This window comes from Kocuria sp. CPCC 205261, assembly GCF_040981025.1.
Taxonomy (GTDB): Bacteria; Actinomycetota; Actinomycetes; order Actinomycetales; family Micrococcaceae; genus Kocuria; species Kocuria marina.
The window spans coordinates 61,294-84,324 of sequence record NZ_JAVKPU010000004.1; the positions used below are offsets into that span (position 1 = coordinate 61,294).

Below are 23,031 nucleotides of genomic sequence, written 5' to 3' on the forward strand. Positions count from 1 at the left end.
GTCAAATGATGGTGCTTCCTTTCCCAGCCAGGAGTGCAAAATGATGCGTAAGACCGCTACTACCGCTGCCCTGTCCCTCGCAATCCTCACCGGTGTGTCGGCCCCTGCCATCGCCGCCGAGGAGAGCCCGGCTCCCGCCACGAGCCAGCAGACCAACGACGACAACGGCAACGCCGGCCTGTGGGGTCTGCTCGGTCTCCTGGGTCTGGCCGGTCTGCTGAAGAAGAACAAGACCGTCCACAACGATCGCCACGTCGACCACACCACGGATCGTCGCCGCGACACCGGGACCAGCACCGTGCGCGACACCGGGACTACCAACGTGGACGGCACCACCCACCCGGGTCGCTGAGACCTCGTTCCCTAGGTTCTAGATCCAGGACCTGATGGCTGGGGCCCACTCATTCGTGAGTGGGCCCCAGTCCTGTATCCGTAACATCAACTGCAGTGGAACGCGCGCTGTCATGTCGTGGTGTTCACGACCGCGCCCTGAACGCCGCCAACACCCCGCCCACCGTGAACACCACGGTCGCGGCGAGCACCAACAGCAGGGGCGCCGTCCACGCCCCGGTCGCGGTGTTCAAACCCCCGGCCAGGGGTGGCCCGATCGTGGCCGCGAGGTAGCCGATGCCCTGCACCCGCGCGGACATCCGCGCCGCCTCGGCGGAGGAGCGGGCCACGCGGGCGACGATCGAGAAGATCGCCGTGAAACCGCCGCCCTGGGCCGCCCCGCCGATGAGCGACCACGCGATGAACCACCCCGGCGCGAGCATCAGGCCGATGGGTAGGGTGATCCACAGCGCTCCGATCAGTGCCACCGGAACCCACGCGGGCGCCCGTGCGGCCAGGAGGGGCACGCCGAACGCCCCGATGACGGCGGCCACCTGGAACAGCGACGCCGAGGCCCCGGAACTCGCCAAGCTCAACCCCCGCGTGTCCGCGAGCAGCGCGGGTAGCCACGCCGTCACCGAGTAGTAGGCCATGGCCTGCCCGCAGAACGCCAGCGCGAGCAACCAGCCGATGCGCCGCACACGCCCCGTCGCGTGAGCGGTGTCGGGTTCCGCTGGCGGCAGCATCTCCGCGGGGGCCTCTGAAGTTTCGGGGGCCGACGGCGTGTGGGGGTTGGGGGCCGCGCTGCGGCCGGGGGCGTCGGGGGACGACGACATGTGGGCGGCTGAGGCGGCGTCGTCGCCGGGGCTGCCGGAGCGGCGTCGTGAAAGCAGGAGCCAGTAGCCGATGCCGGCGAGCGCCAGGACGCCCCAGGCCGTGAGGGCCCAGCGCCACCCCAGGGCGGCGGCGAGCGGCGCGGTGCCGAGCGCGGTGATCATGGACCCCACGTTGAGGGCCGCGGAGTAGGCGGCGGTGACCACGGAGACCTGGCGCCAGGGGATGTCGCGGCGGATGATGACCGGGATCACGATGTTGCCGATCGTGATCGACGCCCCGATGACCACGGTGCCCACCAACAGCAGGGGCGTGGAGCCGAGAGAACGGATGATGGTGCCCATTAGGACACCGATGAGGCAGAGCAGGACGGCGGCCTCGGGGCCCGCACGTCGGATGACCGCGGAGGCCGCCGGGGTGACCACGGCGAAGAGGAACACCGGGAGTCCCGTGAGCAGCCCCGCCGCGACCGACGAGAGGCCGATGTCCGCCTGGATGTTCGTGATCACGGGCGTGGGCGCGATCATGGGCCCGCGCAGGCTCAGCGCCACGAGGATGATCCCGGCCACCACCCACGGCAGCCGTGCTCGGATGAAGTGATGCGTGCTCGTGGGGACTCCTCGGTCGATGTGCGTCCCCAGCATCAATATCAGATGGCGCGGCGGATCGGGGAACGGAACCGTTCCCCGAGCCGCACGAGGTTGCCGGAGGGGGCTTACCCCCTCCGGCAACCCCTCACCCCTCCCGCTGCGCGAGAATGTCGTCGAGCGTCTCGCGCACGGCTTGGCGTGCTGCCACGCGGGAGCTGGCGGCGCGTTGCTGCTCGTGGTTGTCCGCGTCCTCGACGCGCTGCATCTCCTCCTGCTCCCGTTCCTTGGCCTTGTCGCGTGCGGATTCCAGGGCATCCCAGATGCTGTTTTCACTCATGCGTTCATTCGACCACTTGCCACGGGACGCGACAACCGTCTCGCGGCAGCGAATTTCGGACGGACCCCTTCCAGTCTTGAACCCGCCGGAAAGCTCCGGTGTAGGACCCTGGTCACATAAATAATCGCGGCCACTGTTCCGGGTGCTCGTATGAGCGGGTCCCGGGGCAACGGCACCACTTCCCTGATCCAGAGGTTGTCATGTCCAGCACGACCGAAGGTCCCACGGAGCATCCCGCGGCCCGAGAACACGACCCCCGCAAGGCCTGCAAAGCGCTGATCGGCGCCTACGTGGGCACGTCCCTCGAGTGGTACGACTTCTTCCTGTTCGGCCCCACCGCGTCCATCGTCTTCGCGCCCTTGTTCTTCGGCGGCGAGGACCCCGCGCTGGCCGTCCTGCGGTTCGTGCAGGGCATGGCGGTCCGCGGCGAATGGGGCGGCGCCACCCTGCTGGCCGTGGAGAACGCCCCTGAGCACAAGCGCGGTTTCTCCGGCGCGGTGGTGCAGCTGGGTTCGCCCACCGGCACCATCCTGTCCTCCATGATCGTGGCCGCCGTGGTGGCCCTCTCGGGCGAGCGGTTCCTCGAGGGCGCGTGGCGTATCCCGTACCTGATCTCTATCGTCCTGGTCGCCGTGGGCGTGTGGATCCGGCTCAAGATCGACGAGACGGAGGACTGCAAGCAGGCCGAGGTCGCTCGGTCGGCGACGCCGCACGAGAAGCAGAGCGCGCCCGTCGCCGACACCCTGCGCGCCGCTCCCGGTCGCCTGATCGTGGGTATCGACACCTACCTGTTCGGTAACGCCGGCTTCTTCGTACTGACCACGTTCATGATCAGCTACGTGACCAAGCAGCTCGGTCTGCCCTCCACCGTGATCCTCACGGCCATCGCATGGGGTGCCGTGGTGCAGATCGTGGTGATGTTCATCGCGGGCAAAGTCGCGGACAAGACCTCCCCGTCCATCGTGGAGGCCGTCGGCTACGCGATCGCCGCGCTCGTGGCTTTCCCCATTTTCTGGCTCGTCGATACCCGGGACACCGCCCTGATCACCGTGGCCATGATCCTGGGACTCGGCTTCGCCTCCATCCCGTACGCCCCCGTGTGCACCGTCCTGACCCAGTTGTTGCCGGTCAAGGTCCGCTATTCGGCCATCGCACGTGCCCGCACCCCAGAGGGTGCACCCGTCGTGGATGCGGGTGGGCGTTACCTCATGCCGGGGCTCATCGAGTCCCACGGGCATCCCGGGATATATGTCTGCCTGACCATGAAGGCGGACTGCAGGCCGTCCGTGACACCGCGAGCGAGCGACGTCGTCAAAGCGATCCGCGAGGCCGCACAGGAGGCCGAGGCGGGGGGAGTGGGTGCGTGGGTGGGCTACGACGAGCACCTTGATGGGCGGGCCCGGACGACCTGCTGGCCGGGAAGCGGGTGGCCCTGGCCGACTTCTCCGCGTGGGGGATCACCACCGTCTACGGCATGAGCAGCGGTCCCCTGGAAGTGGGCGCCTACCAGCGGCTGCACACCGCAGAAGAGCTGACCACGCGCTTCCGGCCGAGGCCCCATGGTTGGGCGTGCCCTGAGCAGTGGGCTGCGGGGGGGGGGGGGGGCGATCCACGGGATCGGGGACCGCGCCGTGAGGCAAGTCTTGGACCTCATCGCGGCGTCCTCGACCGCGTTCGTGTAGGAGCTCGGAAATTCGCACATCAATAATTTGGGCCAGGAGCGCATGAACCGCGATGGTCGCATCGTGCACCGGGGCGGGTGTAGCGCCGTTCCGGTCTGTCATGCGGTGACGGCGCGGCGTTCCAGTGCCCGGCCCGTCACTTCACCGTACCTTTGGGCTGCGGCGGGGTGGTGCCCTGCCCCGTGAAGTAGGCGATCACGCGCCCGTCGGCCTCCAGGACGACGTCGCAGATCTGATTCCTGCCGAAGCTCACCCGGCGCGTGGCGATCGCGGTGATCACCTGGCCGCTGTGCGCGGGAGCCATGAACGTGATCTCGGCGTTGCGCGTGAGGATGGGGGAGCCGGCGGTCGCGCAGCAGTACGCGAGCGTGGTGTCCGCCAGGGTGAACAGGTATCCGCCGTGGCAGACACCGTGGCCGTTGGCCATGAAGTCGGACACGGTCATGGACATGGTCACTCGGCCCTGTTCGATCTCACCGAGGTCCATGCCCAGGTGCAGGGGTGCGGGATCGTTGCGCAGGATCTCGTGCAGGAGTTCACGGATGGCGGTCATGTCGGTGGGGTCTGCGTACACGGTCACCCTTCGGTGCAGGGCCTGGCCGGGCCTGGAGGACCACTCCCGGGTGCGGGGTGGGGCGATACGAGAACACTCTAGAGTGCGGCCACCACTGGGCGGGCGCGTCCGATTTCTGACAGGCTGGCAACGGCTCCCGCGTCCCGTCGGTGCCGTCCAATGACCAGGAAGGGGTGGCACGTGAGCCGTGTCCACGAAGTCAAGGTCCAACGGCCCTTCCGCGCCGTCGAATCGGCCATCGGGAGCCAGGACCTGCCGGAGGTGGCACGCTTGCTCGCGGAGCTCACGGTGGGGGAGGTCGTGGACCTGTTGGAGCGGCTGGGAGTGCGCCAGCGCGCCGTCGCCTACCGGATGCTGGCCAAGGACCGCGCGGTGACCGTGTTCGAACGTCTCGACGCGCCGCTGCAGCGCGAACTCGTGACGGGTCTGCGGGACGAGGAGGTCGCGGGCGTCGTCGAGTCCCTGGACACCGACGATCGCGTGAGTCTGCTGGACGAACTGCCTGCGGCCCTGGCCAGCCGGCTGTTGAAGGGATTACCGCTCTCCGAGCGCGAGCTCACCGCGGCGGTGCTCGGCTACCCGGAGAACTCGATCGGGCGGCGGATGAACCCCTCGTACGTCACGACCCACCCCGACCTGACGTGCGCCGAGAGTCTGGAACGGGTGCGCGGGGAATTGGAACGCACCCGCAATGTGTACACGGTCATGGTCACGGATCCGCAGCGGCGGCTCCTGGGAGTGACCAGCCTGCAACGACTCATGGCAGCCCCTCCGGACACCCTTGTCTCACAGGTCATGGAGGAGGCGGACCGGGTGTCCGCGACGGAACCCCGGGAGCGGGCGGCGCGCCAGTGCGCGGCCCTGCGGGTGCTCAGCCTGCCCGTCGTGGACGACGAGGACCGCCTGGTGGGCGTGCTCACCGTGGACGACGCCCTGGACATTCTCGAGGACGCCGAGTCCGAGGACCAGGCGCGGCTCAGCGGTTCCGAGCCGTTGCGCAGGCCGTACCTGTCCACCCCCGTGTTCCGGCTCGTGCGCTCGCGCGTGGTGTGGTTGTTGGTGCTCGCGGTCAGCGCCGTGCTCACCGTACGGGTGTTGGAGACGTTCGAGTCCACCCTGGAACAGCTCGTGGTGCTGTCCGTGTTCATCCCGCTGCTCACGGGCACCGGCGGCAACACGGGTAACCAGGCGGCGACATCCCTGACCCGCGCGCTCGCCCTGGGGGATGTGCACACCCGGGACGTCGTCAAGGTCATGCTGCGCGAGATGCGCGTGGGACTGTGCCTGGGGCTGTTGTTGGGCGGACTGGGATTCGTGATCGTGGGGTTGATCTACGGGTGGGACATCGGCGCGGTGATCGGGCTGACACTGCTGGCCCTGTGTACGTTGGCCGCCACCGTGGGGGGATGTATGCCATTGATCGCACGCGCCATCGGGGCGGACCCGGCCGTGTTCTCCAACCCGTTCATCTCCACGTTCGTGGATGCCGCCGGGCTCGTGGTCTACTTCCTGATCGCCCGGGCGATGCTGGGGCTGGCCTAGAGCGGGAGCACCCCCAGGCCGGAGCCATTCACCCCGGTGCCCGGAGCGCCCTGCAACGCCGCAGTGGTCAAGCCCTCCGAGTACACCCCGCTGTCCGTGCTGGGCTTGATCCACGTGCTCAACCAGGTGCTCCCGGCGGACGTCCTGCACGTGGTGCCCGGCGGCGGCGAGGTGGGCAAGGCGCTGTCCGAACACGACGGTGTGGAGAAGATCATGTTCACCGGCTCCACCACGACCGGCCAGGCGATCATGCGCTCGGCCGCGGACGGGCTCGCACGACTGACCCTCGAGCTCGGGGGCAACGATGCCGGTGTGGTGCTGCCGGACGTGGACCCGCAGGCCATTGCCGGGGACCTGTTCTGGGGTGCGTTCACCAACACGGGCCAGACGTGTGCCGCGCTCACCCGCCTCTACGTCCACGAGGACGTCTACGACTCCGTGTGCGAGGCGCTCGTCGGCGTGGCGCAGCAGATGTCCATGGGCAATGGCCGTGAGGAACAGAACGTCCTGGGTCCGCTGCAGAACAAGCTGCAGTACGACAACCCGTTGGTGGGCCAGGAGCAGAAGGGCTGCGGCAACTCCTCCGGCGACCCTTCTGAAAGCCTTCCTCGGGAATGGTGTGCGGGGGAAGGATGTTGTGGGTACTGACTAAGTATCAACAGCTTTCGACGAAGGGAAACATATGCCCACCCTGTTCGACCCGATCACCGTAGGAAAGTTCGAGCTCGCGAATCGTGTGGCCATGGCGCCGCTGACCCGGATGCGTTCCGACGCGGACGGCGTACCCAAGGACATGAACGTCGAGTACTACTCGCAGCGGGCGTCCGCGGGCCTCGTGGTCACGGAGGGGACGTTCCCGGCCGTGACGAGCCGCGGGTTCTGGGGTCAGGCTGGCATCGAGACCGCCGAGCAGGCCCAGGGCTGGTCCCGGGTGGCGGACGCCGTACACGAGAAGGGCGGCGTGATCTTCCTGCAGATCATGAACGCCGGGCGGGTCTCCCACCCCGAACTCACCGGCGGCCCCCTGCCCGAGGCCCCCAGCGCGATCGGTGTGGACCAGGCGGTGCACGTGCCCAGCGGCAAGCAGCCCATGCCCACGCCCCGTGCCCTGGAGACCGACGAGCTGCCCCGCATCAAGCAGGAGTTCGTCGCCGCGGCCCGCCGCGCGGTGGACGCCGGGATCGACGGCGTGGAGATCCACGGCGCCAACGGCTACATCCTCCACGAGTTCCTCGCCCCGTCCTCCAACCACCGCACCGACGAGTACGGCGGCTCCCCGCAGAACCGGGCACGGTTCGTGATCGAGGTGGCGCGCGCCGTCGCCGAGGAGATCGGCGGGCAGCGCGTGGGGCTGCGGATCTCGCCCGAGCACAACGTCCAGGGCGCGATCGAGGACGACCACGACGACGTCGTGGCCACCTATGACGCGTTGCTCACCGGTCTGCGCGGACTCGACCTCGCGTACCTGTCCGTGCTGCACAAGGACGTGGACGGGGAGTTCGTGCGGGACCTGCGCCGTGGCTTCGAGGGTGTGTTCTACCTCAACAGCGGCTTCAGCGTGGTCACCGAACTCGAGGAGGCGGAGCACATCATGAGCGCCGATCTCGCGGACGGCGTGGTGGTGGGCCGCGAGCTCATTGCCAACCCGGACCTGGTGGAGCGCTGGCGTGACGGGCTGGAGCTGAACACCCCGGACTCCACGACCTTTTACGTGGGCGGACCCAAGGGGTACGTGGACTACCCGTTCGCGAATGTGGCGGCCCGGTAGGCACGGGTTCCTTCAGGAGGGTGGCAGCCGTCTGGACGGACGGCTGCCACCCTCCTGCGTTTCTTGGGTCGTGACTGGCGCCTCAGCCCGGGGACCCTCGGGCGAGCGGCTGACCCCCTGCTTTAGCTGAGCACATGTCGATTCGCGGGGGTGATGCTGCTTTTGCTCCACTTCGCATTCCTCGACTACGTCAACCGCACAAAATAGCTGACCCTTGATCGGCCCCAACAACCGCTCGGGCTCGACGAATTCCCCTGTCATCAGCCTCGGCGCCACGTCGCGGCGGTGACCGAAGTGATCGGCGTCAGACCCGCGCGTTCGAGGATGGGCCGGAAATACTCCGTGCAGTCGACGTGGACGAAGCGCTTACTTCGGACCTGGGCCGACCTGGCGCGCTGGGCCACGAGGGTGCAGTAGAGACCGCGGCCCGATGGCCCCCGGGTAGCATCGAGGTGTCGTCAGGGGATTATCCGCGCGTGTGGTCGGGTGCGCGGCGTCGGTCGTACCCAGGAGAATCCGTGAGCACTCGCCCACCCGCCGTCCCCGAACCCGCCCGGGACTCACCGTCCCTCTCAGCTGCGGGCGGATGGCCCTTCCTCATCACCGCGCTGGTGGGCAGGCTCCCCGCCGCCACGGTGCAATTGGGTCTGTTGCTGTATGTGAGCGGGGCCGGTCTGGGCCTGGGGCTCGCGGGGATCACCGTGGCCGCCGCGGGACTGGGTTCCGCCGTGGGCGCGCCCGTGATCGGGCGGTTGGTGGATCGCTTCGGACCCCTGCCCGTGGTGCTCGCGGCCACCGTGGTGCAACTGCTCGGGATGGGATTGTTGCTCGCCGTGGTCCTTCACGACGCGCCCCGGTCACTGATCCTGGTGTGCGCCGCGGTGGTCGGCACCGCGAACCCCCAGGTGGGAGCCATCGCGAGGGCCCGCTGGTCCGCCCTGGCCAGGCGCCGGGACACCCCCGGCCTGGTGGGCAAGGCCCTGGGGTACGAGACCGCGTGCGACGAGATCAGCTTCATCCTGGGGCCCGTGATCGCCGGGATCCTGGTGGGTGTACTCGGCCCGAATCCGGCGCTCTTGGTGCTCATGACGTGGGTCGTGGTGGGTCAGGGGTGTTTCATCGCCTATCTGGTGAGCCGCCGCGGCATGAGGGTGGACGCGCAGACGCCCACCCCCACCGACGGCACCGCCCCACGGATCCGCCTGAAGGCCGTCCTCCCGCCCATGCTCGCGTGCCTGTGCGTGGGAACGGTCTTCGGCTCCACGCAGACCGCACTCACCGCGATCAACGCGGCCCGAGGGACCGATGCCTACACGGGCATCATCTACGGCTTCATGGGGCTGGGCAGCGCTGTGGCGAGCGTGCTGGTGTCCCGGTTCCCGGAGCGCGTGCCGCTCGCATGGCGCGTGGCCGGCGGAGCACTTCTCGTGGTGCTGGTGTCCGTCCTGCTGCTGCCGGTCCCCGGCTCGGTGGGTCTGGCGCTGCTGTTCACGGTGATCGGCCTGGGCGTCGGCTCTATCCTGGTCAGCGCCTACACGCGCGGTGAGCGCGTGGCCCCGTCCCACCGGATCGCGAGCGTCATGACCATGCTCACGACCTGCCTGGTCCTGGGGGTCTCCTTTGGCTCGGCACTGGGCGGGGTCCTGTCGGTCGTGCCGCGGCACGGGTTCCTGCTCACCCTCGGGGCCGGGGCGGCCGCCCTGCTGGTCTCGGTCGCCATCCACGCGACCCGCCCGCCCGGACGCCGCCGGGACGTCTGAGGACGGGGCCGCGCGGCGTCGTCGTCCCCGTGCTCGGACGACGACGCTGCGCCGCCTCCGCGACCCACCGCACCTGACGGCGGGCAGACGGAAGGCGCGACCGGGGAGCTCCCGACCGCGCCTTCCACGGAATGGCAGTGCGATGACCAGAGCCCGGAATCAGCGGCCCGCGGCGTTGCGCTTGTCCAGTGCCACGACCTCGAGAGCCTCCGTGCGGCTGGTGTGCAGGTCGTCGATGTTGCGCAGCGAACGGGACTTGGTCTCCTTGGCCGTGAGTGCGGCGATCACCGAGATCAGACCGGCGGCGCAGACCACGAGCGCCACGTTGAGCCAGGCGTCGCCCTCGGCGCCGGCCACGGCTGTGGCCAGGAAGGGGGTCACGCCGCCGGAGATCGCGAAGCCGATCTGCGTGCCCAGCGCGAGCCCGGAGACGCGCACCCGGGTGGGGAACATCTCGGCGTAGAAGGACGGCCAGATGCCGTTGGCCATGGAGTAGAACACGCCGGAGAGCACCGCACCCAGGAGGAAGATCAGGACCCAGTTACCGGAGGACACCGCGCCCAGATAGGGGAACATGAGCAGCGAGGAACCGATCACACCCATCACGAAGATGGGCTTGCGGCCCACCCGGTCCGCGAGCAGCGCCCACGCAGGGATGGTGAACAGGGCCACGAAGTTGGCGAGCACGGACACCCACAGCATGGTGGAGCGTTCCAGGCCCACGACCGAGGTCGCGAAGGACAGGGACCACACCAGGAACACCACGTTGACGGTGTTGATCAGCGCGGCGGCGGCGATCCGGATCACGGCGGCCTTGTGGTACTTGAGCATCAGGGCCAGCGGGGTCGCGGGCTTCTCGCCGGGGGTCTCGGCCTGGGCGTCCTCGAAGGCGGGCGGCTCCTCCAAGTGACGGCGGATCAGGTAGGCGACCAGGACCACCACGGCGGAGATCCAGAACGGGACGCGCCAGCCCCAGCTGAACAGCTGCTCCTCACTCAGCAACAGAGTGAACGGAATGAACACGGCGGTGGCCAGCAGGGTGCCGAACTGCGTCCCCTGCAGGGTCCACGAGGTGGTGAACGCACGGTGGCGGTCGTCGGCGTGCTCCAGGGACACGGAGATGGCACTGGCCTGCTCACCCGAGGCGGACAGGCCCTGGATCACGCGGCACAGCACGAGCAGGGCGGGTGCCAACAGGCCCACCTGGTCGTACGTGGGCAGGCACCCGACCAGGAACGTGGCGCCGCCCATCATGAACAGGGTCAGCATCAGGACGAACTTGCGTCCCATCCGGTCACCGAGCGGGCCCATGATGAGCGCCCCCAGCGGCCGCACCACGTAGGCCACGCCCACGGTGCCCATGGCCAACAGGATGGCCACACCCGGGGACGCGTCCTTGGGGAAGAACAAGTGGTTGAGCACGAGCGCCGCCGCGGTGCCGTATACCGCGAAGTCGTAGTACTCGAGCGCGGAGCCGATCCAGCTGGCCAGCGCCGCCTTCTTGGGGGTCTTGACGTTCTCGGGGCGTGCGTCGGTCAGTTGTCCCGACGACGCCGACGCCGCCGGGGCCGGCGGGTGGATCGGCTGATCCGGTCCTGGGGTCGTGCTCATGAGCGGGTCCTTCCGTGGGGCGTCATCGCGTTAGCAATTGCCAAATAATGAAAATCACTTCCGAATACTTGAAACCAAGAATGGTGTGGGTCACACTGTTCGTCAAGTGGTCGAGAAAAATGTCCGTCAACGAATCAGGAGTTGAGCGTGAGCCCCAGCGCATCGCAGCCGCGCGTCGCGGCGTCGGCGGCCCAGGAACCGGAGCAGGAATCCGGCCGGGAACCGGAGCGAGAAGGCGACCGAAAACCGGGCCGGGAGTCCGGGGAGGGTGGGGCCGGTAGCCGGTCCCGGGCCGCTGACCGTTCGGGAACCGTGCGCAAGGGGCTCGCGCTGCTCGAGATGCTGGCCGAGTACCCCCACGGGGCGACCGCCGGGCAACTCGTGGCGGACTCCGGCTACGCGTTCAGCACGTGTTACCGCTTGCTGAGCACCCTCGTGGACGCCGGGTACGCGGAGTACGAGCCCGCGACTAAGCAGTACCGGTTGGGTCTGCTGCTCTTCGCGATGGGACAGAAGGCGGCCACGGCCAGGGGTTACGCCGGCACCGCACTGCCCGTCATGCGGGAGGTCGTGGAGGCGACCGGTGAGAGCTGTCTGCTGGCCGTGCTGGACGGGGACCGTTTCCTCACCGTGCACACCGTGGACGGCCCGCACCACCGCATCACCACGGACCCGGGGGACCGGGGGGAGCTGCACACCTCCGCGCTCGGCCGGGTGCTGCTGGCTTTCACCGCACCGGACGTCCGCGAGGACCTCGTGGCGTCCCTCGACCTCAGCGCGCGCACGGAGCGCTCGCTCACCGACCGCGAGCGCTTGCGCGCGATCCTCACGCAGGTCCGGGAGCAGGGGTGGGCCCTGCAGGACCAGGAGCACGACGACGGTATGGCCGCCCTGGCCGTGCCCGTCATGTCCCCAGGTGCTCCCCTCCAGGCGGCGCTCGCGCTCGCCGCGCCCGTACACCGGTGCGATCCCACTGAGCTCATCCAGAACGTCCCCCTGTTGCGGGAGGCCGCGGACCGACTCGCGGTGGTGCTTCCGCAGCGCAGCTGATGTTCGGGTCCGGGCTCCCTGGGCCCTGAATTCGCACCTCTTGACCACGGCACACACTCCCCGGAAGGAGTCCCATGTCCACTCGCAACGAGTCCTACCTGGTGGGTTTGATCGGCGACGGCATCACCCAGAGCCTCACCCCGTCCATGCACGAGGCCGAAGCGGACCGGCACGGTCTGCGCTACCTCTACCGCCCCGTGGACCTGGGGGTGATCGGACGCCCCGGCACGAGTGTGGGGGACCTCTTGCGGGCCGGGCGTGATCTGGGGTTCAACGCCTTCAACATCACGCACCCGTGCAAGCAGCTCGTGCTCGAGCACCTGGACGAGATCGATCCGCGCGCCGAGGCCATCCAGGCCGTGAACACGGTGCTCATCCGGGAAGGAAAGTTCATCGGGTACAACACGGACTGCTCGGGGTTCACCACCGGATTCGGGCACGGTCTGCCCGGCGTGACCGTGGGGTCCGTGGTGCAGTTCGGTTCCGGCGGGGCGGGGTCCGCGGTGGCCGAGGCCCTGCTGTCCCTGGGTGCGCAGCGGCTGTGTCTCGTGGACGTGGACGTGGCCCGCGCCGCCGAGCGAGCGAGCGAACTCGCCGCCCGCTACCCGGACGCGGTGGTGGAAGCCGTCACGGCCGAACGGGCCACGGAGCACATCGCGGCGGCCGACGGCGTGGTCAACGCGACCCCGGTGGGGATGCACCACCACCCCGGGACGCCTTTCGACGTGGGTCTGTTGCGACCGGAGCACTGGGTCGCGGACGTGATCTACCTTCCGCTCGAGACGCCCCTGGTACGGGCGGCGCGGGCTCTCGGGTGCTCGGTGCTGGACGGTGGACACATGGCCGTGGGGCAAGCAGTAGATGCGTTTGCATTGATCACGGGGGTTGCCCCGGACAGTGCCCGCATGCGCCGGCACTTCCTGGAGCTCACCGGCCAGGGCGACGACGCCGTTACCGTCCCCGCGTCCGCTCCCGAGGGTGAGCGCAACCACGAGAAACAGGAGGGTGTCCTGTGAGGACCAGTATCGCCACGGTGTGCTTGTCCGGAACCCTCGAGGAGAAGATGCGGGCGGCGGCCTCCGCCGGGTTCGACGGGATCGAGGTCTTCGAGCCGGACCTGGTGGTCTCGCCGTCGTCGCCCGAACAACTCCGAGAGCTCGCAGCGGAGCTGGGGCTCTCCCTGGACATGTACCAGCCGTTCCGCGACGGCGTGGAGGTGGCCCCGGAGGCGTTCCCGGATTCCCTGCGCCGACTGCGCGCCAAGTGCGAACTCATGAACCGGCTGGGCACCACGGTGCTGCTCGTGTGCTCGAACGTGGCTACCGGTGTTCTGGACGACGACCAGGCGATCGCTGAGCAGCTGCGGACCGCGGGCGACGTCGCCGACGAATACGGGATCGACCTGGCCTACGAGGCTCTCGCGTGGGGCGCGCACGTCAACGACTGGCGCCACGCACACCGGATCGTGGAACTCGCGGACCACCCCCGGGTCGGGACGTGCCTGGACAGCTTCCACATCTTCTCCCGCGGGGACACCGTGGCCGGGGTGGAAAAGTGCGACCCGGACAAGATCTTCTTCGTGCAGCTCGCGGACGCGCCCCTGCTCCAACAGGACGTGCTCTCGTGGTCGCGCCACCACCGGGTCTTCCCGGGTGAGGGGGACTTCGACCTGGTGGACCTGCTGGGCCGCCTGCACGAGTGCGGGTACGCCGGGCCCGTGTCCCTGGAGATCTTCAACGACTCGTTCCGGCAGGCGGACGTCTACCGCACGGCCGTGGACGGGTTGCGGTCCCTGCGCTGGCTCGAGGACCAGACCGCGGACGCCGTGCGCGACGCCGGCGGGGAACCCGAGCGCGAGCCGCTCGTGCTCACCGATCTGCCCGCTCCGCAGACCCCCGACGACTGGGACTTCGTGGAGCTGCGCACCCGGGAGCTCGGGCGCGTGACCCGGTTGCTACATCAGCTGGGGTTCTCCCTGGCCGGGCACCACCGCTCCAAGGACTCGGTCCAGGCGTGGACGCAGGGGCCGGTGCGGATCGTGGTCTCGGAGGACCCGGGGGCCACCGTGCAGCCCACGCGGCTCGCGGCCCTCGGCTTCCAGGTCGCGGATCCCGACCTCGCCGCGTACCGCGCGGAACGCCTGCTCGCCCGGGCCGTGGATCGCGCTCAGCAGCCGGACGAGACCGTGCTGCACGGCGTGCTCGCGCCGGACGGGACGGAGTTATTCTTCGGCCCGCACGGCAACCATGGGGTGCCCCCGTGGCTCGGGGAGTTCGGCGCGGACCAGGACGACGCGGCGTCGGGCGCCCTGATCACGGGCGTGGACCACGTGAACCTGGCCCAGCCGTGGCAGCACTACGACGAGGCGGTGCTGTTCCTGACGTCCCTGCTGAACCTGCATCCCACGTCCTCGCAAGAGGTCGCGGGGCCGTCCGGACTCGTGCGCTCGCAGGTCATGCGCTCGGAGGGCAACACCGTGCGGATCCCCCTCAACGTGGCGCCCATGGCCGCGGAGCAGGGCGCCTTCACGGGCGCGGCCTACCCGGAGCACGTGGCGCTCGCGTGCTCGGACGTTGTCGCGGTGGCACGCCGGGCACGACGCCGCGGGCTCGCCTTCCTGCCCGTGCCGCGCAACTACTACGAGGACCTCGTGGCCCGCTTTGATCTGGATTCTGAGTTCGTGGCCGAGCTCGAATCCCACGGGCTGCTCTACGACCGGGACGAGCACGGGGAGTTCCTGCACTTCTACACGGCCACGCTGGGCGAGGTGTTCGTGGAGGTCGTGGAACGCCGCGGCGGCTACGAGGGCTTCGGCGCCCCCAATGCTCCCGTCCGGTTGGCCGCGCAGTACCGGGAGTTCGGGGGCTGAGCCCGGTCGGTGGCCTGTGAGAGCATGCCGCGCCATGATGGGGCCATGGATACGCCGGAGATCGAACCCACCACGGAACCGCCGAGGCAGCACGGGTCAAGGGGTGCGTCGGATCCCGTGCTGTCCCGGCTGGCCCGGGAGGAACCCCTGACATGGTGGAATCCCGCGGTGGACAGCGCCCGGGGGCTGGCGGCTTCCGGGGTGGACCCGGCCTTGGTCGGCGACGCCGCGGCGCGCCTCGAGCGGTTCCGGCCCTGGATTGCGGCGACCTTCCCCGAGACCGCGCCCGCGCGGGGGCTCATCGAGTCGCCATTGGACGAGGCCGGCGAGTGGCAGCGCGTTAGCGGTATCCGGACGGGGCGGGTCCTGCTCAAACGTGACGACATCCTCCCCGTGAGCGGTTCCATCAAGGCCCGTGGCGGGGTGCACGAGGTCCTGCAGTACGCCGAGACGCTCGCGGTGCGCCACGGCCTGCTGCCGGAACCACCGCGGCCCGGACCGGACTACACCGTGTTCGGGGCCGAGCCCTTCCGCCGGCTCATGCGGGAGCACCGCGTGGTCGTGGGTTCCACGGGAAACCTGGGGCTGTCCATCGGGATCATCGCCGCGGCGCTCGAGCTGCGGGCCACGGTGCACATGTCCGTACACGCGCAACAGTGGAAGAAGGATCTGCTGCGCTCGCGGGGAGTGGAGGTCGTGGAACACAGCACCGACTACACGGAAGCCGTCGCGGCGGGGCGTGTGGCCGCCGAGGCGGACGAGTCGGTGCACTTCGTGGACGACGAACACTCGCTGAGCCTGTTTGCGGGGTACGCCGTGGCGGGGGCGCGGGTGGCCCGGCAATTACATGACCTGGGTGTCGCTGTGGACGCTGAGCATCCCCTGTACGTGTACCTTCCATGTGGCATCGGGGGAGCCCCGGGCGGCGTGGCCTACGGATTGAAACGGGAATTCGGGGGTGCAGTGCACTGTGTGTTCGTGGAACCCACCCGCGCACCCTGCATGCTCCTGGGTGTGTACACGGGTCGTCATGACGGGATCTCGGTGGCGGAACTGGGGTTGGACACCCGCACGGTGGCGGACGGGCTCGCGGTGGGGCGGGCCTCAGGATTCGTGGGTCGAGCCGTGGAAGGGTTGCTCGCCGGTTACGTCACGTGCACGGATGAGGCGATGTTGTCCCAGGTCAGGAGCCTGTATGGCGCGGAGGGCATGGTGGTGGAGCCCTCGGCCGCCGCGGCCCTGGACGCCCTGCGGCGCGTCGCCCACGAGGGAGCGGGGGAGAACCCGATGAAGATCCCCGACGGGGCCACCCATCTGGCCTGGCTCACCGGTGGTGGCATGCTCCCGGATCACGTGCGGGCGGGATACCTCGCATGACGCTCCGACAACCGACGTTCCAGGGACCGACGCCCCCACCATCGATCCCTCAAGGACTGAAGTACGCAGACCTGGCAGAGAGGTGATGAGAGCCTCCTCATCAGAAGATGCACACAGTGCAATTACTGCCGTACGATGGATCACGTGTTGACCACGTTGCTGTCCGGATGCGCCGACGACCGTTCGGGTGAGCCTCGATCAGGGGAGCCCAAGGACAAGCGCGAAGCCATCCGGCTGCGCAATCGGCGGGCCATCATCGCGGCCGCGGGTGAACTGGCCACCGAGCTGGGCACCGACCGCGTGACCGTCAACGAGTTGGCCGCGCGGGCGGGGGTCTCCCGCCGGACCATCTTCAACCACTTCCCCTCGGCCCAGGACGCGGTGTTCGAGTACCTCTCGGAACTCGTGGCAGGGCTGATCGACGGGGTGCTGCGGGATCTCCCGGAGCCGACGACGCCGAAGGGCACGACAGTGGCGACCTCGGACGTTTCCCTGGGGGACGTCTACCGGCAGTTGATCGGATCGCTGCGCACCCACACCCTGATCGAGGAACTCCAACCGGTGTTCTCCGTGGACCTGCAGGACACCCCCGCGGCCTCGCTGTGGGGATTCAGGGTGACCCGCACCGCCGTGGACCGCTTGAACGAGGTGCTGCGCGAACGACTGCCGCAGCACTCGTCCTTCGAGACGCACTTGGTGGCCACCACGCTCATCAACTCGTTCGCTGAGTGCCTCGACGAATGGGTTGCGCGCACCGGGGGCGAGCTGGACGAGCGGGGTCGCCGGATCTGGGACGAACTGTTGACCACCGCGCTCGGCGTCCTGGGGCGGGGCTTCGATTCCTGATGCCGCGCACCGATCCGAAACCCTGACCAGCACCACCGGCGAGCCCCCGACGCCGGGGCCCGAGACCGCAGACCGGCGCCGCGGCGTCGTCGACAACCGCACAGCACCCATGGACCGATCAGCCGCCGCCCCGCGCGACGCACCCACCAGAGAACTTCCGATTCAGTAGGAGAATCCCGTGGCACGACTTCTGTACAGGCTGGGCAAGAGCGCAGCCTCCCACGCGTGGGCGGTGATCTTGGTATGGCTCGCGGTGCTTGCGTTGGCCGTGGGCGGGGTCGCCATGTCGGGTGTGAACCTGAGCAACGCCATCACGATCCCGGGCACCGAGACCCAGAACCTCGCGGATCGGCTCAAGGACGAACTCCCGGAGGCGAACCAGGGTACCGGGCGCGTCGTGTTCTTCACGGAGGACGGCTCCGCGTTCACGCAGGCCCAGAAGGACGGCATCGCCGAGGCGCTGAAGGCCACCGAGGACGTGGACCAGGTGGCCTCCACGAGCAACCCGTTCCAGACGCAGCAACAGCTGGACGACGGTCGGCAGCAGTTGCGGGACGGCCGCCAGCAGCTCGAGCAGGGCGAGCAAGCACTCGCACAGCTGCGCCAGAACTTGCCGCCGGGCGTGAGCGAACAGCGCATCCTGCAGCAACGCGGGATCGACCCGCAGCAGATCGCCCAGCAGAAGGCCCAGCTCGAAGAGGGTGAACGGGCCATGGAACGCATGGGTGACTACCGCGTGGTCTCCCGGGACGGCAACTCCGCGATCAGCGTGGTGAGCTTCTCGGTGGACCAGACCTCCGTGGAATCGGACACCAAGAGCGCAGTGATGGACGCCATCAAGGACCACCCCGTGGACGGCGTGGACGCCGAGTTCTCCCAGGAGCTCGCGCAGGACATCTCTTCCCTGGTGGGTCCGGCGGAGATCGTGGGCGTGATCATCGCGGCCCTGGTGCTGCTGATCATGTTGCGCGCCGTGGTCCCCGCGGCGCTGCCCGTGCTGACCGCGCTGTTGGGCGTGGCCATCGCCACGAGTGCCACCCTCGCGTTCTCCGGCGTGATCGACATGATGTCCGTGACGCCCATGCTCGGCGTCATGCTGGGCCTGGCCGTGGGCATCGACTACTCCCTGTTCGTGCTCAACCGGCACCGGCAGCAGTTGCGACGAGGTATGCCCGTGCGGGAATCCATCGGGATGGCCGTGGGCACCTCCGGAACCGCCGTGTTCTTCGCGGCGCTGACCGTGATCGTGGCCCTAGTGGCTCTGAACGTCACGGCGATCCCGTTCCTGGGACTCATGGGCACCGTGGCCGGTGTGGCCGTGGCGGTCGCCCTGCTGTTGACCCTCACACTCACCCCTGCTCTGCTCTCCCTCGCCGGGCGGCGTGTGCTGCCCAGGAAAGCGCGGGACGCCGCGCCCCGCGAGGAGAACATCGACGAGCACGACGTCCCCCTGCACCTGCGCCACCCCTGGATCACCACCCTGGCGTGCGCGGCCGTGCTCATCGTGCTCGCGCTGCCGGCCCAGACCATGCGCCTGGGCCTGCCGGACGCGTCCACTGAACCCCAGGACAGCACCCAGTACCAGGCCTACCAGCGCATCGCGGACGACTTCGGTGCGGGTGAGAACGGACCCCTCGCCGTGGTCGTGGACCTCCCCGGGGGTCTCAGCGATGCCGAGGCCACCGACAAGATGAACACGGTGGCGGACCGCTTGGCGCAGCAGGACGACGTGGCCAACGTGCTCCCCGGTGTGACCACGGACGACAACACCACCGGCGTGATCCAGGTGATCCCCTCCTCGGGACCCGCGGACGCCGAGACCGAGGAACTCGTCAACAACATCCGGGACCTCAACGGCGATCTCCAGGCCAATGAGGACGTCCACGTGGGCGTGGCCGGCACCACCGCGGCGAACATCGACGTCTCCCATTTGCTGGGCGAGAAACTGCCCCTCTACCTGGGCGTCGTGCTGATCATCTCGCTGTTGTTGCTGCTCATGGTCTTCCGCTCCATCCTGGTCCCGGTGATCGCCACGCTGGGCTTCCTGCTCTCCGTGCTCGCGGCCTTCGGTGCCGTGGTGGCCGTGTACCAGTGGGGTTGGGGTGGCGCCGTGTTCGGCGTGCACGATCCCGGGCCCATCCTCAGCTTCCTGCCCACGCTGATGATCGGCATCTTGTTCGGCCTGGCCATGGACTACCAGTTGTTCCTGGTCTCCGGGATGCGCGAGGCCTACGCCCACGGGCACCCCGCGCGCCAGGCCGTGGTCTACGGCTTCAAGGCGGGCCGCTCCGTGGTCACCGCCGCGGCGATCATCATGATCTCCGTGTTCGCGGGCTTCATCTTCGCGGACATGGCCATGGTCCGGCCCATCGGCTTCGCACTCGCGATCGGCGTTCTCCTGGACGCGTTCGTGGTGCGCATGCTCCTGATCCCCGCGGTGATGCGTTTGCTGGGCGAGAAGGCCTGGTGGCTCCCGCGCTGGCTGGACAAGATCCTCCCGCACGTGGACGTCGAAGGTGAGTCCCTCGCCGTGCAGGGTGCCGGGCAGTCCGGCACGGTCTCCGAGGGCGACGCCGCCGGGTCCGCCCCCGTCACCGGTCGCCATCGCGCGGTGTCCGGGAAGCGCCGGGGAAAGTCCGGCCACGGGCAGCATGCCGCGACCGCCGCCGTGGCCACCGCGGGTGCGGCCGGCGCAGCGGGTGCGGCCGGTGCGACCGGTGTTTCCGGTCGGACGACGTCGCACGGTCACCGTGCCGGGGCCGGCGAGCGGACCCACGGTCATGTCGGGAACCACCGCACCGCGGCCGATCACCGTGCCACCTACCACCGGGGATCCGAGCGCCGCTCGGCCGGGCAGCACCATGCCACCGGGGCCCCTCTCGGTGCCGTGGCCGATGACGCCCAGCGCCGCGGTGAGCCCGCGGGCGCTGCCGAGAATGGGGGCTCCCGCGAAGACACCGCAACGCCCGGGACCGCGGGGACCCAGCGGCGTCGCGGTCGGCACGCGGCGGCTTCCACGAGCACGTGCATTGCCGAGGACCGGGCCGCCAAGCCGGCCGCGGACGTGATCGTGCGCGCCGCGGACCCGGTGCTGCGCGCCACGAACCAGGCGTTGCGGGTGCTCCCGGATGTGCTGGATTCCGAGGAGAAGCTGCTCGAGTCCCTGGCCGTGCGCGGCGAGGAAGCGGCACCGCACAAGGCGATGCACAAGCGCGCGAGCTTCGAGAAGGTCATGGTGGCCGGGTACCCGGTCATCGTTGCGCGGCCCAAGGCGGCCATCACCCGGGCGGACGCCCCGGTGGTCGTGCACTGGCACGGCGGAGCGTACGTGAACCCCATGACCACGGTGCACTGGCGCTGGATCGACGCCCTGATGCAGCGCACCGGGGTCACCGTGGTGGTGCCGGGCTACGGGCTCGCCCCCGATCACACGGTGGACGAGGCGCTCGAACTCGCCGACGGCGTGTGGGACCTGGCCCGTTCGTTCGGCCCGCGCGTCTTCCTGTCGGGCGACTCCGCCGGCGGTGGTCTGGCGTTGGCCCAGGCCATGCGACTGCGGGACGCGGACGATCTCGGCGTGGCGGGTCTGATCCTCATGGCCCCGTGGGTGGACACCACGGTGACGAACCCCCAGATCGAGGCGTACCGGGACGCGGACCACATGCTCGGTACCGACGGCGCTCGGGCCGCCGCTCGTTGGTGGGCCGGCACACGGGACGTCACTGACCCCATGGTGAGCCCCGCGTTCGGCGACGTGCGCGGACTGCCCCGCACGTTCGTGCTGCAGGGTGACCGGGACATGCTCTACCCGGACACCATGGAGTTCGTGGCCGAGCTGGTGCGAGCAAACGTCGACACCACCGCGGTGGTCTGCGAGGGCGGACCGCACGTGTACGCGCTCATGGTCTGGTCCTCCCGCGCGTCCGAGGACCTCGACCACGTGGTGCGGTGGATGAACCGCTGACCCCGTCGTGAACATGAGTGTGCCCCGCAGGGTGACCTGCGGGGCACACTCATGTCATGGGGCGGTGAGCCCCCGATTGAGCAGGCCTGTTCCGACCGGGTGGATTCGCCGGTCAGCGCCGGTGAAGGGTCGGTCCTGATCGGCCCTGTTCAGTCCTGCGACCCCTCGGAGTCCTTCTGCACGTTCTGCGAGCGGTCCTCGTCCGAGCCCTTGTCGTGCTCCAGGACCACGTTGTCGTGGTGTTCCTGGCCGGTGGCCACCTGGATCTTGCGCGGCTGGGACTTGGGGGACACGGGGATGGTCACGGTCAGCACGCCGTTGTCGTACGCGGCGGTGATGTTCTCCGTGTCGATGCCCTGGCCCAGGTTGAGCTGGCGGACGAACGAGTGGCTGCGGCGCTCGCGCACGATCCACTTGGTGTCCTTCTCCGCGGAGGGCAGACGACGCTGCGCACGGATGGTCAGCAGCTGACCGTCCACGTCCACGTCCACGCTCGTGGGATCGATGCCCGGCAGGTCCGCGGCAAGGTAATAGTTGGCGCCCTGACGGTAGAGGTCCATGGGCATCTGCTCCAGGCCGTTGCGGCCGGAGAGGACCTGGTTGGCAAAGTTCTGGACCTCGGAGAACGGGTCGAATGTAGCCATGACGATTACTCCTTCACTCTGCGGCACCCACGTGCTGTGCCCCGCGATCCGGTCGATTACCCGCGTGGAGCCATCACGTTTCTTGAGTCTCTGTGACTCAACAACGTCTAATGTAGCAGGCTGTCGGCGGAAGTGCTAGTCACTGACGCACGAAAGCTGAGTGGCACTGACTCAAGCAGCGGGCGGGCCTGTCGCAGCGGCGTCGGCGGCGCGTAAGATCGAGTCACCAGTGACACCCGAACGCTTTGAGGAGGCCCCCGTGCCCAAGGCGAAGAAGAACGGCCACGCGCGTCAGGACGAGATCCCGTCCACGCTGCAACGCTCGGACGAGAAGGCACAGGACACGTTCGCGCAGACCTACGACTCGGCGCAGGAGGAATACCACGACGACGCTCGGGCGGCGCGCACCGCGTGGTCGGCCGTCAAGCACACCCACGAGAAGGTCGGGGACCACTGGGAGCCCAAGGAGCACAACGGGCCCTCGGACGACAGCGCCGAGAAGGGCGGTCTGAACGCGGAGGACACCGCCGGCGGGGTGGACGCTAATGCCAGCAAGGAGCACCTGTACGAACTCGCCCAGGAACTGGACATCACGGGACGCTCGGACATGACCAAGGACGAATTGGTCGAGGCGATCGACAAGGCCAACCGGAAGAAGACGCGCGAGGCCCGCGACTGAGGTTCACCGCTCGGCGGGCTCATACCCTGCGGGTTTGTGACTGCTGGCCTGCGATCGGTGGGTCTACAACTGGCGGGCCAGGAAGACCGAGGCCGTGGTGGCGTCGTGGAAGGAATCCACGGGCTCGTAGCCGCGCTTGCGGAACATCGCGATCCCCTCGGTCATCTCCTCGTTGAGGGAGACCACGGCCGTGGTGGCGCCGAAAGCGCGCACCTTGTTCTCGAGTGCCCGCACCAGGGTGCGCGCGTGGCCCTGTCCGCGGTGTTCCGGGGTGACCCAGATCCGGCGCAGTTCCACGCGGTCATCGTCGAGTTTGCGCACCGCGCCGCACGCGATGACCGAGCCCGTGACCAAATCCGTCATGAGGAAGAAATCCCCGTGCGGCGGAGTGACGTCCTCCGGGGCGGTGACCTCGGTGAGTTCGGGATCGAAACCGCCGTCGATCCGGTTGTTCAACTCGCTGAAGTACGCGCTCAGGGCGCGCAGCGTGTGCTCACTGGCGGCCTGACCTTCCACGATACGAACCGGTGCGGTGACGTTCATCCCACCATGGTGACACCTTGGTGTGCTGTTC

18 protein-coding genes and 1 pseudogene are annotated in these 23,031 nt (G+C 68.9%); 13 read left to right on the forward strand and 6 right to left on the reverse strand.

The features are described from left to right. The first annotated feature begins 40 nt into the window (after nucleotides 1-40). Nucleotides 41-352 carry a WGxxGxxG family protein gene (locus RF646_RS05780; RefSeq protein ID WP_368835442.1) on the forward strand — a complete coding sequence of 104 codons (312 nt, stop codon included), beginning with the start codon at nucleotides 41-43 and terminating at the stop codon, nucleotides 350-352. A 124-nt stretch (nucleotides 353-476) separates the two neighbouring features. Here RF646_RS05780 and RF646_RS05785 read toward each other — a convergent pair whose 3' ends face one another. Beyond that, on the reverse strand, nucleotides 477-1,808 hold the full coding sequence (locus RF646_RS05785) for a CynX/NimT family MFS transporter (RefSeq protein ID WP_368835443.1): 1,332 nt from the start codon (nucleotides 1,806-1,808) through the stop codon (nucleotides 477-479). A 91-nt stretch (nucleotides 1,809-1,899) separates the two neighbouring features. Further along, complete coding sequence (locus RF646_RS05790; protein WP_035965649.1) at nucleotides 1,900-2,091, reverse strand: hypothetical protein; 192 nt, start codon at nucleotides 2,089-2,091, stop codon at nucleotides 1,900-1,902. A gap of 200 nt (nucleotides 2,092-2,291) precedes the next feature. Here RF646_RS05790 and RF646_RS05795 point away from each other — a divergent pair, with 200 nt between their 5' ends. Next, the gene (locus tag RF646_RS05795) at nucleotides 2,292-3,569 is read left to right on the forward strand and encodes an MFS transporter (RefSeq protein ID WP_368835444.1); all 1,278 of its coding nucleotides are present in this window, start codon (nucleotides 2,292-2,294) and stop codon (nucleotides 3,567-3,569) included. A gap of 340 nt (nucleotides 3,570-3,909) precedes the next feature. Here the strand turns inward: RF646_RS05795 and RF646_RS05800 are convergent, their stop codons facing one another. After that, the gene (locus RF646_RS05800; protein WP_368835445.1) at nucleotides 3,910-4,347 is read right to left on the reverse strand and encodes a PaaI family thioesterase; all 438 of its coding nucleotides are present in this window, start codon (nucleotides 4,345-4,347) and stop codon (nucleotides 3,910-3,912) included. A gap of 180 nt (nucleotides 4,348-4,527) precedes the next feature. On the opposite strand from RF646_RS05800, the gene mgtE reads away from it, so the two are divergent. The 4 genes and pseudogenes from mgtE (at nucleotide 4,528) to RF646_RS05820 (ending at nucleotide 9,417) form a co-directional block, all read left to right on the forward strand. Continuing rightward, nucleotides 4,528-5,889: a magnesium transporter gene (gene mgtE / locus RF646_RS05805; protein ID WP_368835446.1), complete on the forward strand. Its 1,362-nt coding sequence runs from the start codon at nucleotides 4,528-4,530 to the stop codon at nucleotides 5,887-5,889. Between the two features lie 63 nt (nucleotides 5,890-5,952). Continuing rightward, nucleotides 5,953-6,429 (forward strand): annotated as a pseudogene (locus tag RF646_RS05810) (aldehyde dehydrogenase family protein); the annotation flags it as partial. A 142-nt stretch (nucleotides 6,430-6,571) separates the two neighbouring features. Continuing rightward, the gene (locus RF646_RS05815) at nucleotides 6,572-7,657 is read left to right on the forward strand and encodes an alkene reductase (protein WP_085106860.1); all 1,086 of its coding nucleotides are present in this window, start codon (nucleotides 6,572-6,574) and stop codon (nucleotides 7,655-7,657) included. Between the two features lie 518 nt (nucleotides 7,658-8,175). After that, a complete protein-coding gene (locus RF646_RS05820) occupies nucleotides 8,176-9,417 on the forward strand; it encodes an MFS transporter (protein WP_368835447.1) in 1,242 nt (413 codons plus the stop codon). 159 nt (nucleotides 9,418-9,576) lie between these two features. Here the strand turns inward: RF646_RS05820 and RF646_RS05825 are convergent, their stop codons facing one another. Further along, the gene (locus RF646_RS05825) at nucleotides 9,577-11,028 is read right to left on the reverse strand and encodes an MFS transporter (protein ID WP_084118221.1); all 1,452 of its coding nucleotides are present in this window, start codon (nucleotides 11,026-11,028) and stop codon (nucleotides 9,577-9,579) included. Between the two features lie 147 nt (nucleotides 11,029-11,175). Here RF646_RS05825 and RF646_RS05830 point away from each other — a divergent pair, with 147 nt between their 5' ends. The 6 genes from RF646_RS05830 (at nucleotide 11,176) to RF646_RS05855 (ending at nucleotide 21,134) form a co-directional block, all read left to right on the forward strand. Continuing rightward, entirely contained in the window at nucleotides 11,176-12,078 is a 903-nt protein-coding gene (locus RF646_RS05830) for an IclR family transcriptional regulator (protein ID WP_318281319.1), read from the forward strand. Nucleotides 12,079-12,152: 74 nt separating this feature from the next. Next, a complete protein-coding gene (locus RF646_RS05835; protein ID WP_167319007.1) occupies nucleotides 12,153-13,094 on the forward strand; it encodes a shikimate dehydrogenase in 942 nt (313 codons plus the stop codon). Then, nucleotides 13,091-14,947 carry a bifunctional sugar phosphate isomerase/epimerase/4-hydroxyphenylpyruvate dioxygenase family protein gene (locus RF646_RS05840; RefSeq protein ID WP_368835448.1) on the forward strand — a complete coding sequence of 619 codons (1,857 nt, stop codon included), beginning with the start codon at nucleotides 13,091-13,093 and terminating at the stop codon, nucleotides 14,945-14,947. Before RF646_RS05835 ends, RF646_RS05840 begins: the two co-directional genes overlap by 4 nt. Before the next feature lie 45 nt (nucleotides 14,948-14,992). Beyond that, a complete protein-coding gene (locus RF646_RS05845) occupies nucleotides 14,993-16,324 on the forward strand; it encodes a D-serine ammonia-lyase (protein WP_368835449.1) in 1,332 nt (443 codons plus the stop codon). A gap of 144 nt (nucleotides 16,325-16,468) precedes the next feature. Continuing rightward, the gene (locus RF646_RS05850) at nucleotides 16,469-17,170 is read left to right on the forward strand and encodes a TetR/AcrR family transcriptional regulator (protein ID WP_368835450.1); all 702 of its coding nucleotides are present in this window, start codon (nucleotides 16,469-16,471) and stop codon (nucleotides 17,168-17,170) included. A gap of 178 nt (nucleotides 17,171-17,348) precedes the next feature. Then, on the forward strand, nucleotides 17,349-21,134 hold the full coding sequence (locus RF646_RS05855) for an MMPL family transporter (RefSeq protein WP_368835451.1): 3,786 nt from the start codon (nucleotides 17,349-17,351) through the stop codon (nucleotides 21,132-21,134). 149 nt (nucleotides 21,135-21,283) lie between these two features. Here the strand turns inward: RF646_RS05855 and RF646_RS05860 are convergent, their stop codons facing one another. Beyond that, nucleotides 21,284-21,778 (reverse strand): Hsp20/alpha crystallin family protein, encoded by a 495-nt coding sequence (locus tag RF646_RS05860; protein WP_167319000.1) that lies wholly within the window; start codon nucleotides 21,776-21,778, stop codon nucleotides 21,284-21,286. Between the two features lie 259 nt (nucleotides 21,779-22,037). Here RF646_RS05860 and RF646_RS05865 point away from each other — a divergent pair, with 259 nt between their 5' ends. Then, nucleotides 22,038-22,457, forward strand: a complete 420-nt coding sequence (locus RF646_RS05865; protein WP_144997750.1) for a ChaB family protein — start codon at nucleotides 22,038-22,040, stop codon at nucleotides 22,455-22,457. A gap of 63 nt (nucleotides 22,458-22,520) precedes the next feature. On the opposite strand, the gene RF646_RS05870 is transcribed toward RF646_RS05865, so the two are convergent. Next, complete coding sequence (locus RF646_RS05870) at nucleotides 22,521-23,000, reverse strand: GNAT family N-acetyltransferase (RefSeq protein WP_035965631.1); 480 nt, start codon at nucleotides 22,998-23,000, stop codon at nucleotides 22,521-22,523. Nucleotides 23,001-23,031 lie beyond the last annotated feature (31 nt).

Bases quoted from the DNA above. Each gene is read 5' to 3' on its own strand.
- RF646_RS05780 (WP_368835442.1), top strand. From the start codon at position 41: ATGATGCGTAAGACCGCTACTACCGCTGCCCTGTCCCTCGCAATCCTC.
- RF646_RS05785 (WP_368835443.1), bottom strand. From the start codon at position 1,808: ATGCTGGGGACGCACATCGACCGAGGAGTCCCCACGAGCACGCATCAC.
- RF646_RS05790 (WP_035965649.1), bottom strand. From the start codon at position 2,091: ATGAGTGAAAACAGCATCTGGGATGCCCTGGAATCCGCACGCGACAAG.
- RF646_RS05795 (WP_368835444.1), top strand. From the start codon at position 2,292: ATGTCCAGCACGACCGAAGGTCCCACGGAGCATCCCGCGGCCCGAGAA.
- RF646_RS05815 (WP_085106860.1), top strand. From the start codon at position 6,572: ATGCCCACCCTGTTCGACCCGATCACCGTAGGAAAGTTCGAGCTCGCG.
- RF646_RS05825 (WP_084118221.1), bottom strand. From the start codon at position 11,028: ATGAGCACGACCCCAGGACCGGATCAGCCGATCCACCCGCCGGCCCCG.
- RF646_RS05835 (WP_167319007.1), top strand. From the start codon at position 12,153: ATGTCCACTCGCAACGAGTCCTACCTGGTGGGTTTGATCGGCGACGGC.
- RF646_RS05845 (WP_368835449.1), top strand. From the start codon at position 14,993: ATGGATACGCCGGAGATCGAACCCACCACGGAACCGCCGAGGCAGCAC.
- RF646_RS05860 (WP_167319000.1), bottom strand. From the start codon at position 21,778: ATGGCTACATTCGACCCGTTCTCCGAGGTCCAGAACTTTGCCAACCAG.
- RF646_RS05870 (WP_035965631.1), bottom strand. From the start codon at position 23,000: ATGAACGTCACCGCACCGGTTCGTATCGTGGAAGGTCAGGCCGCCAGT.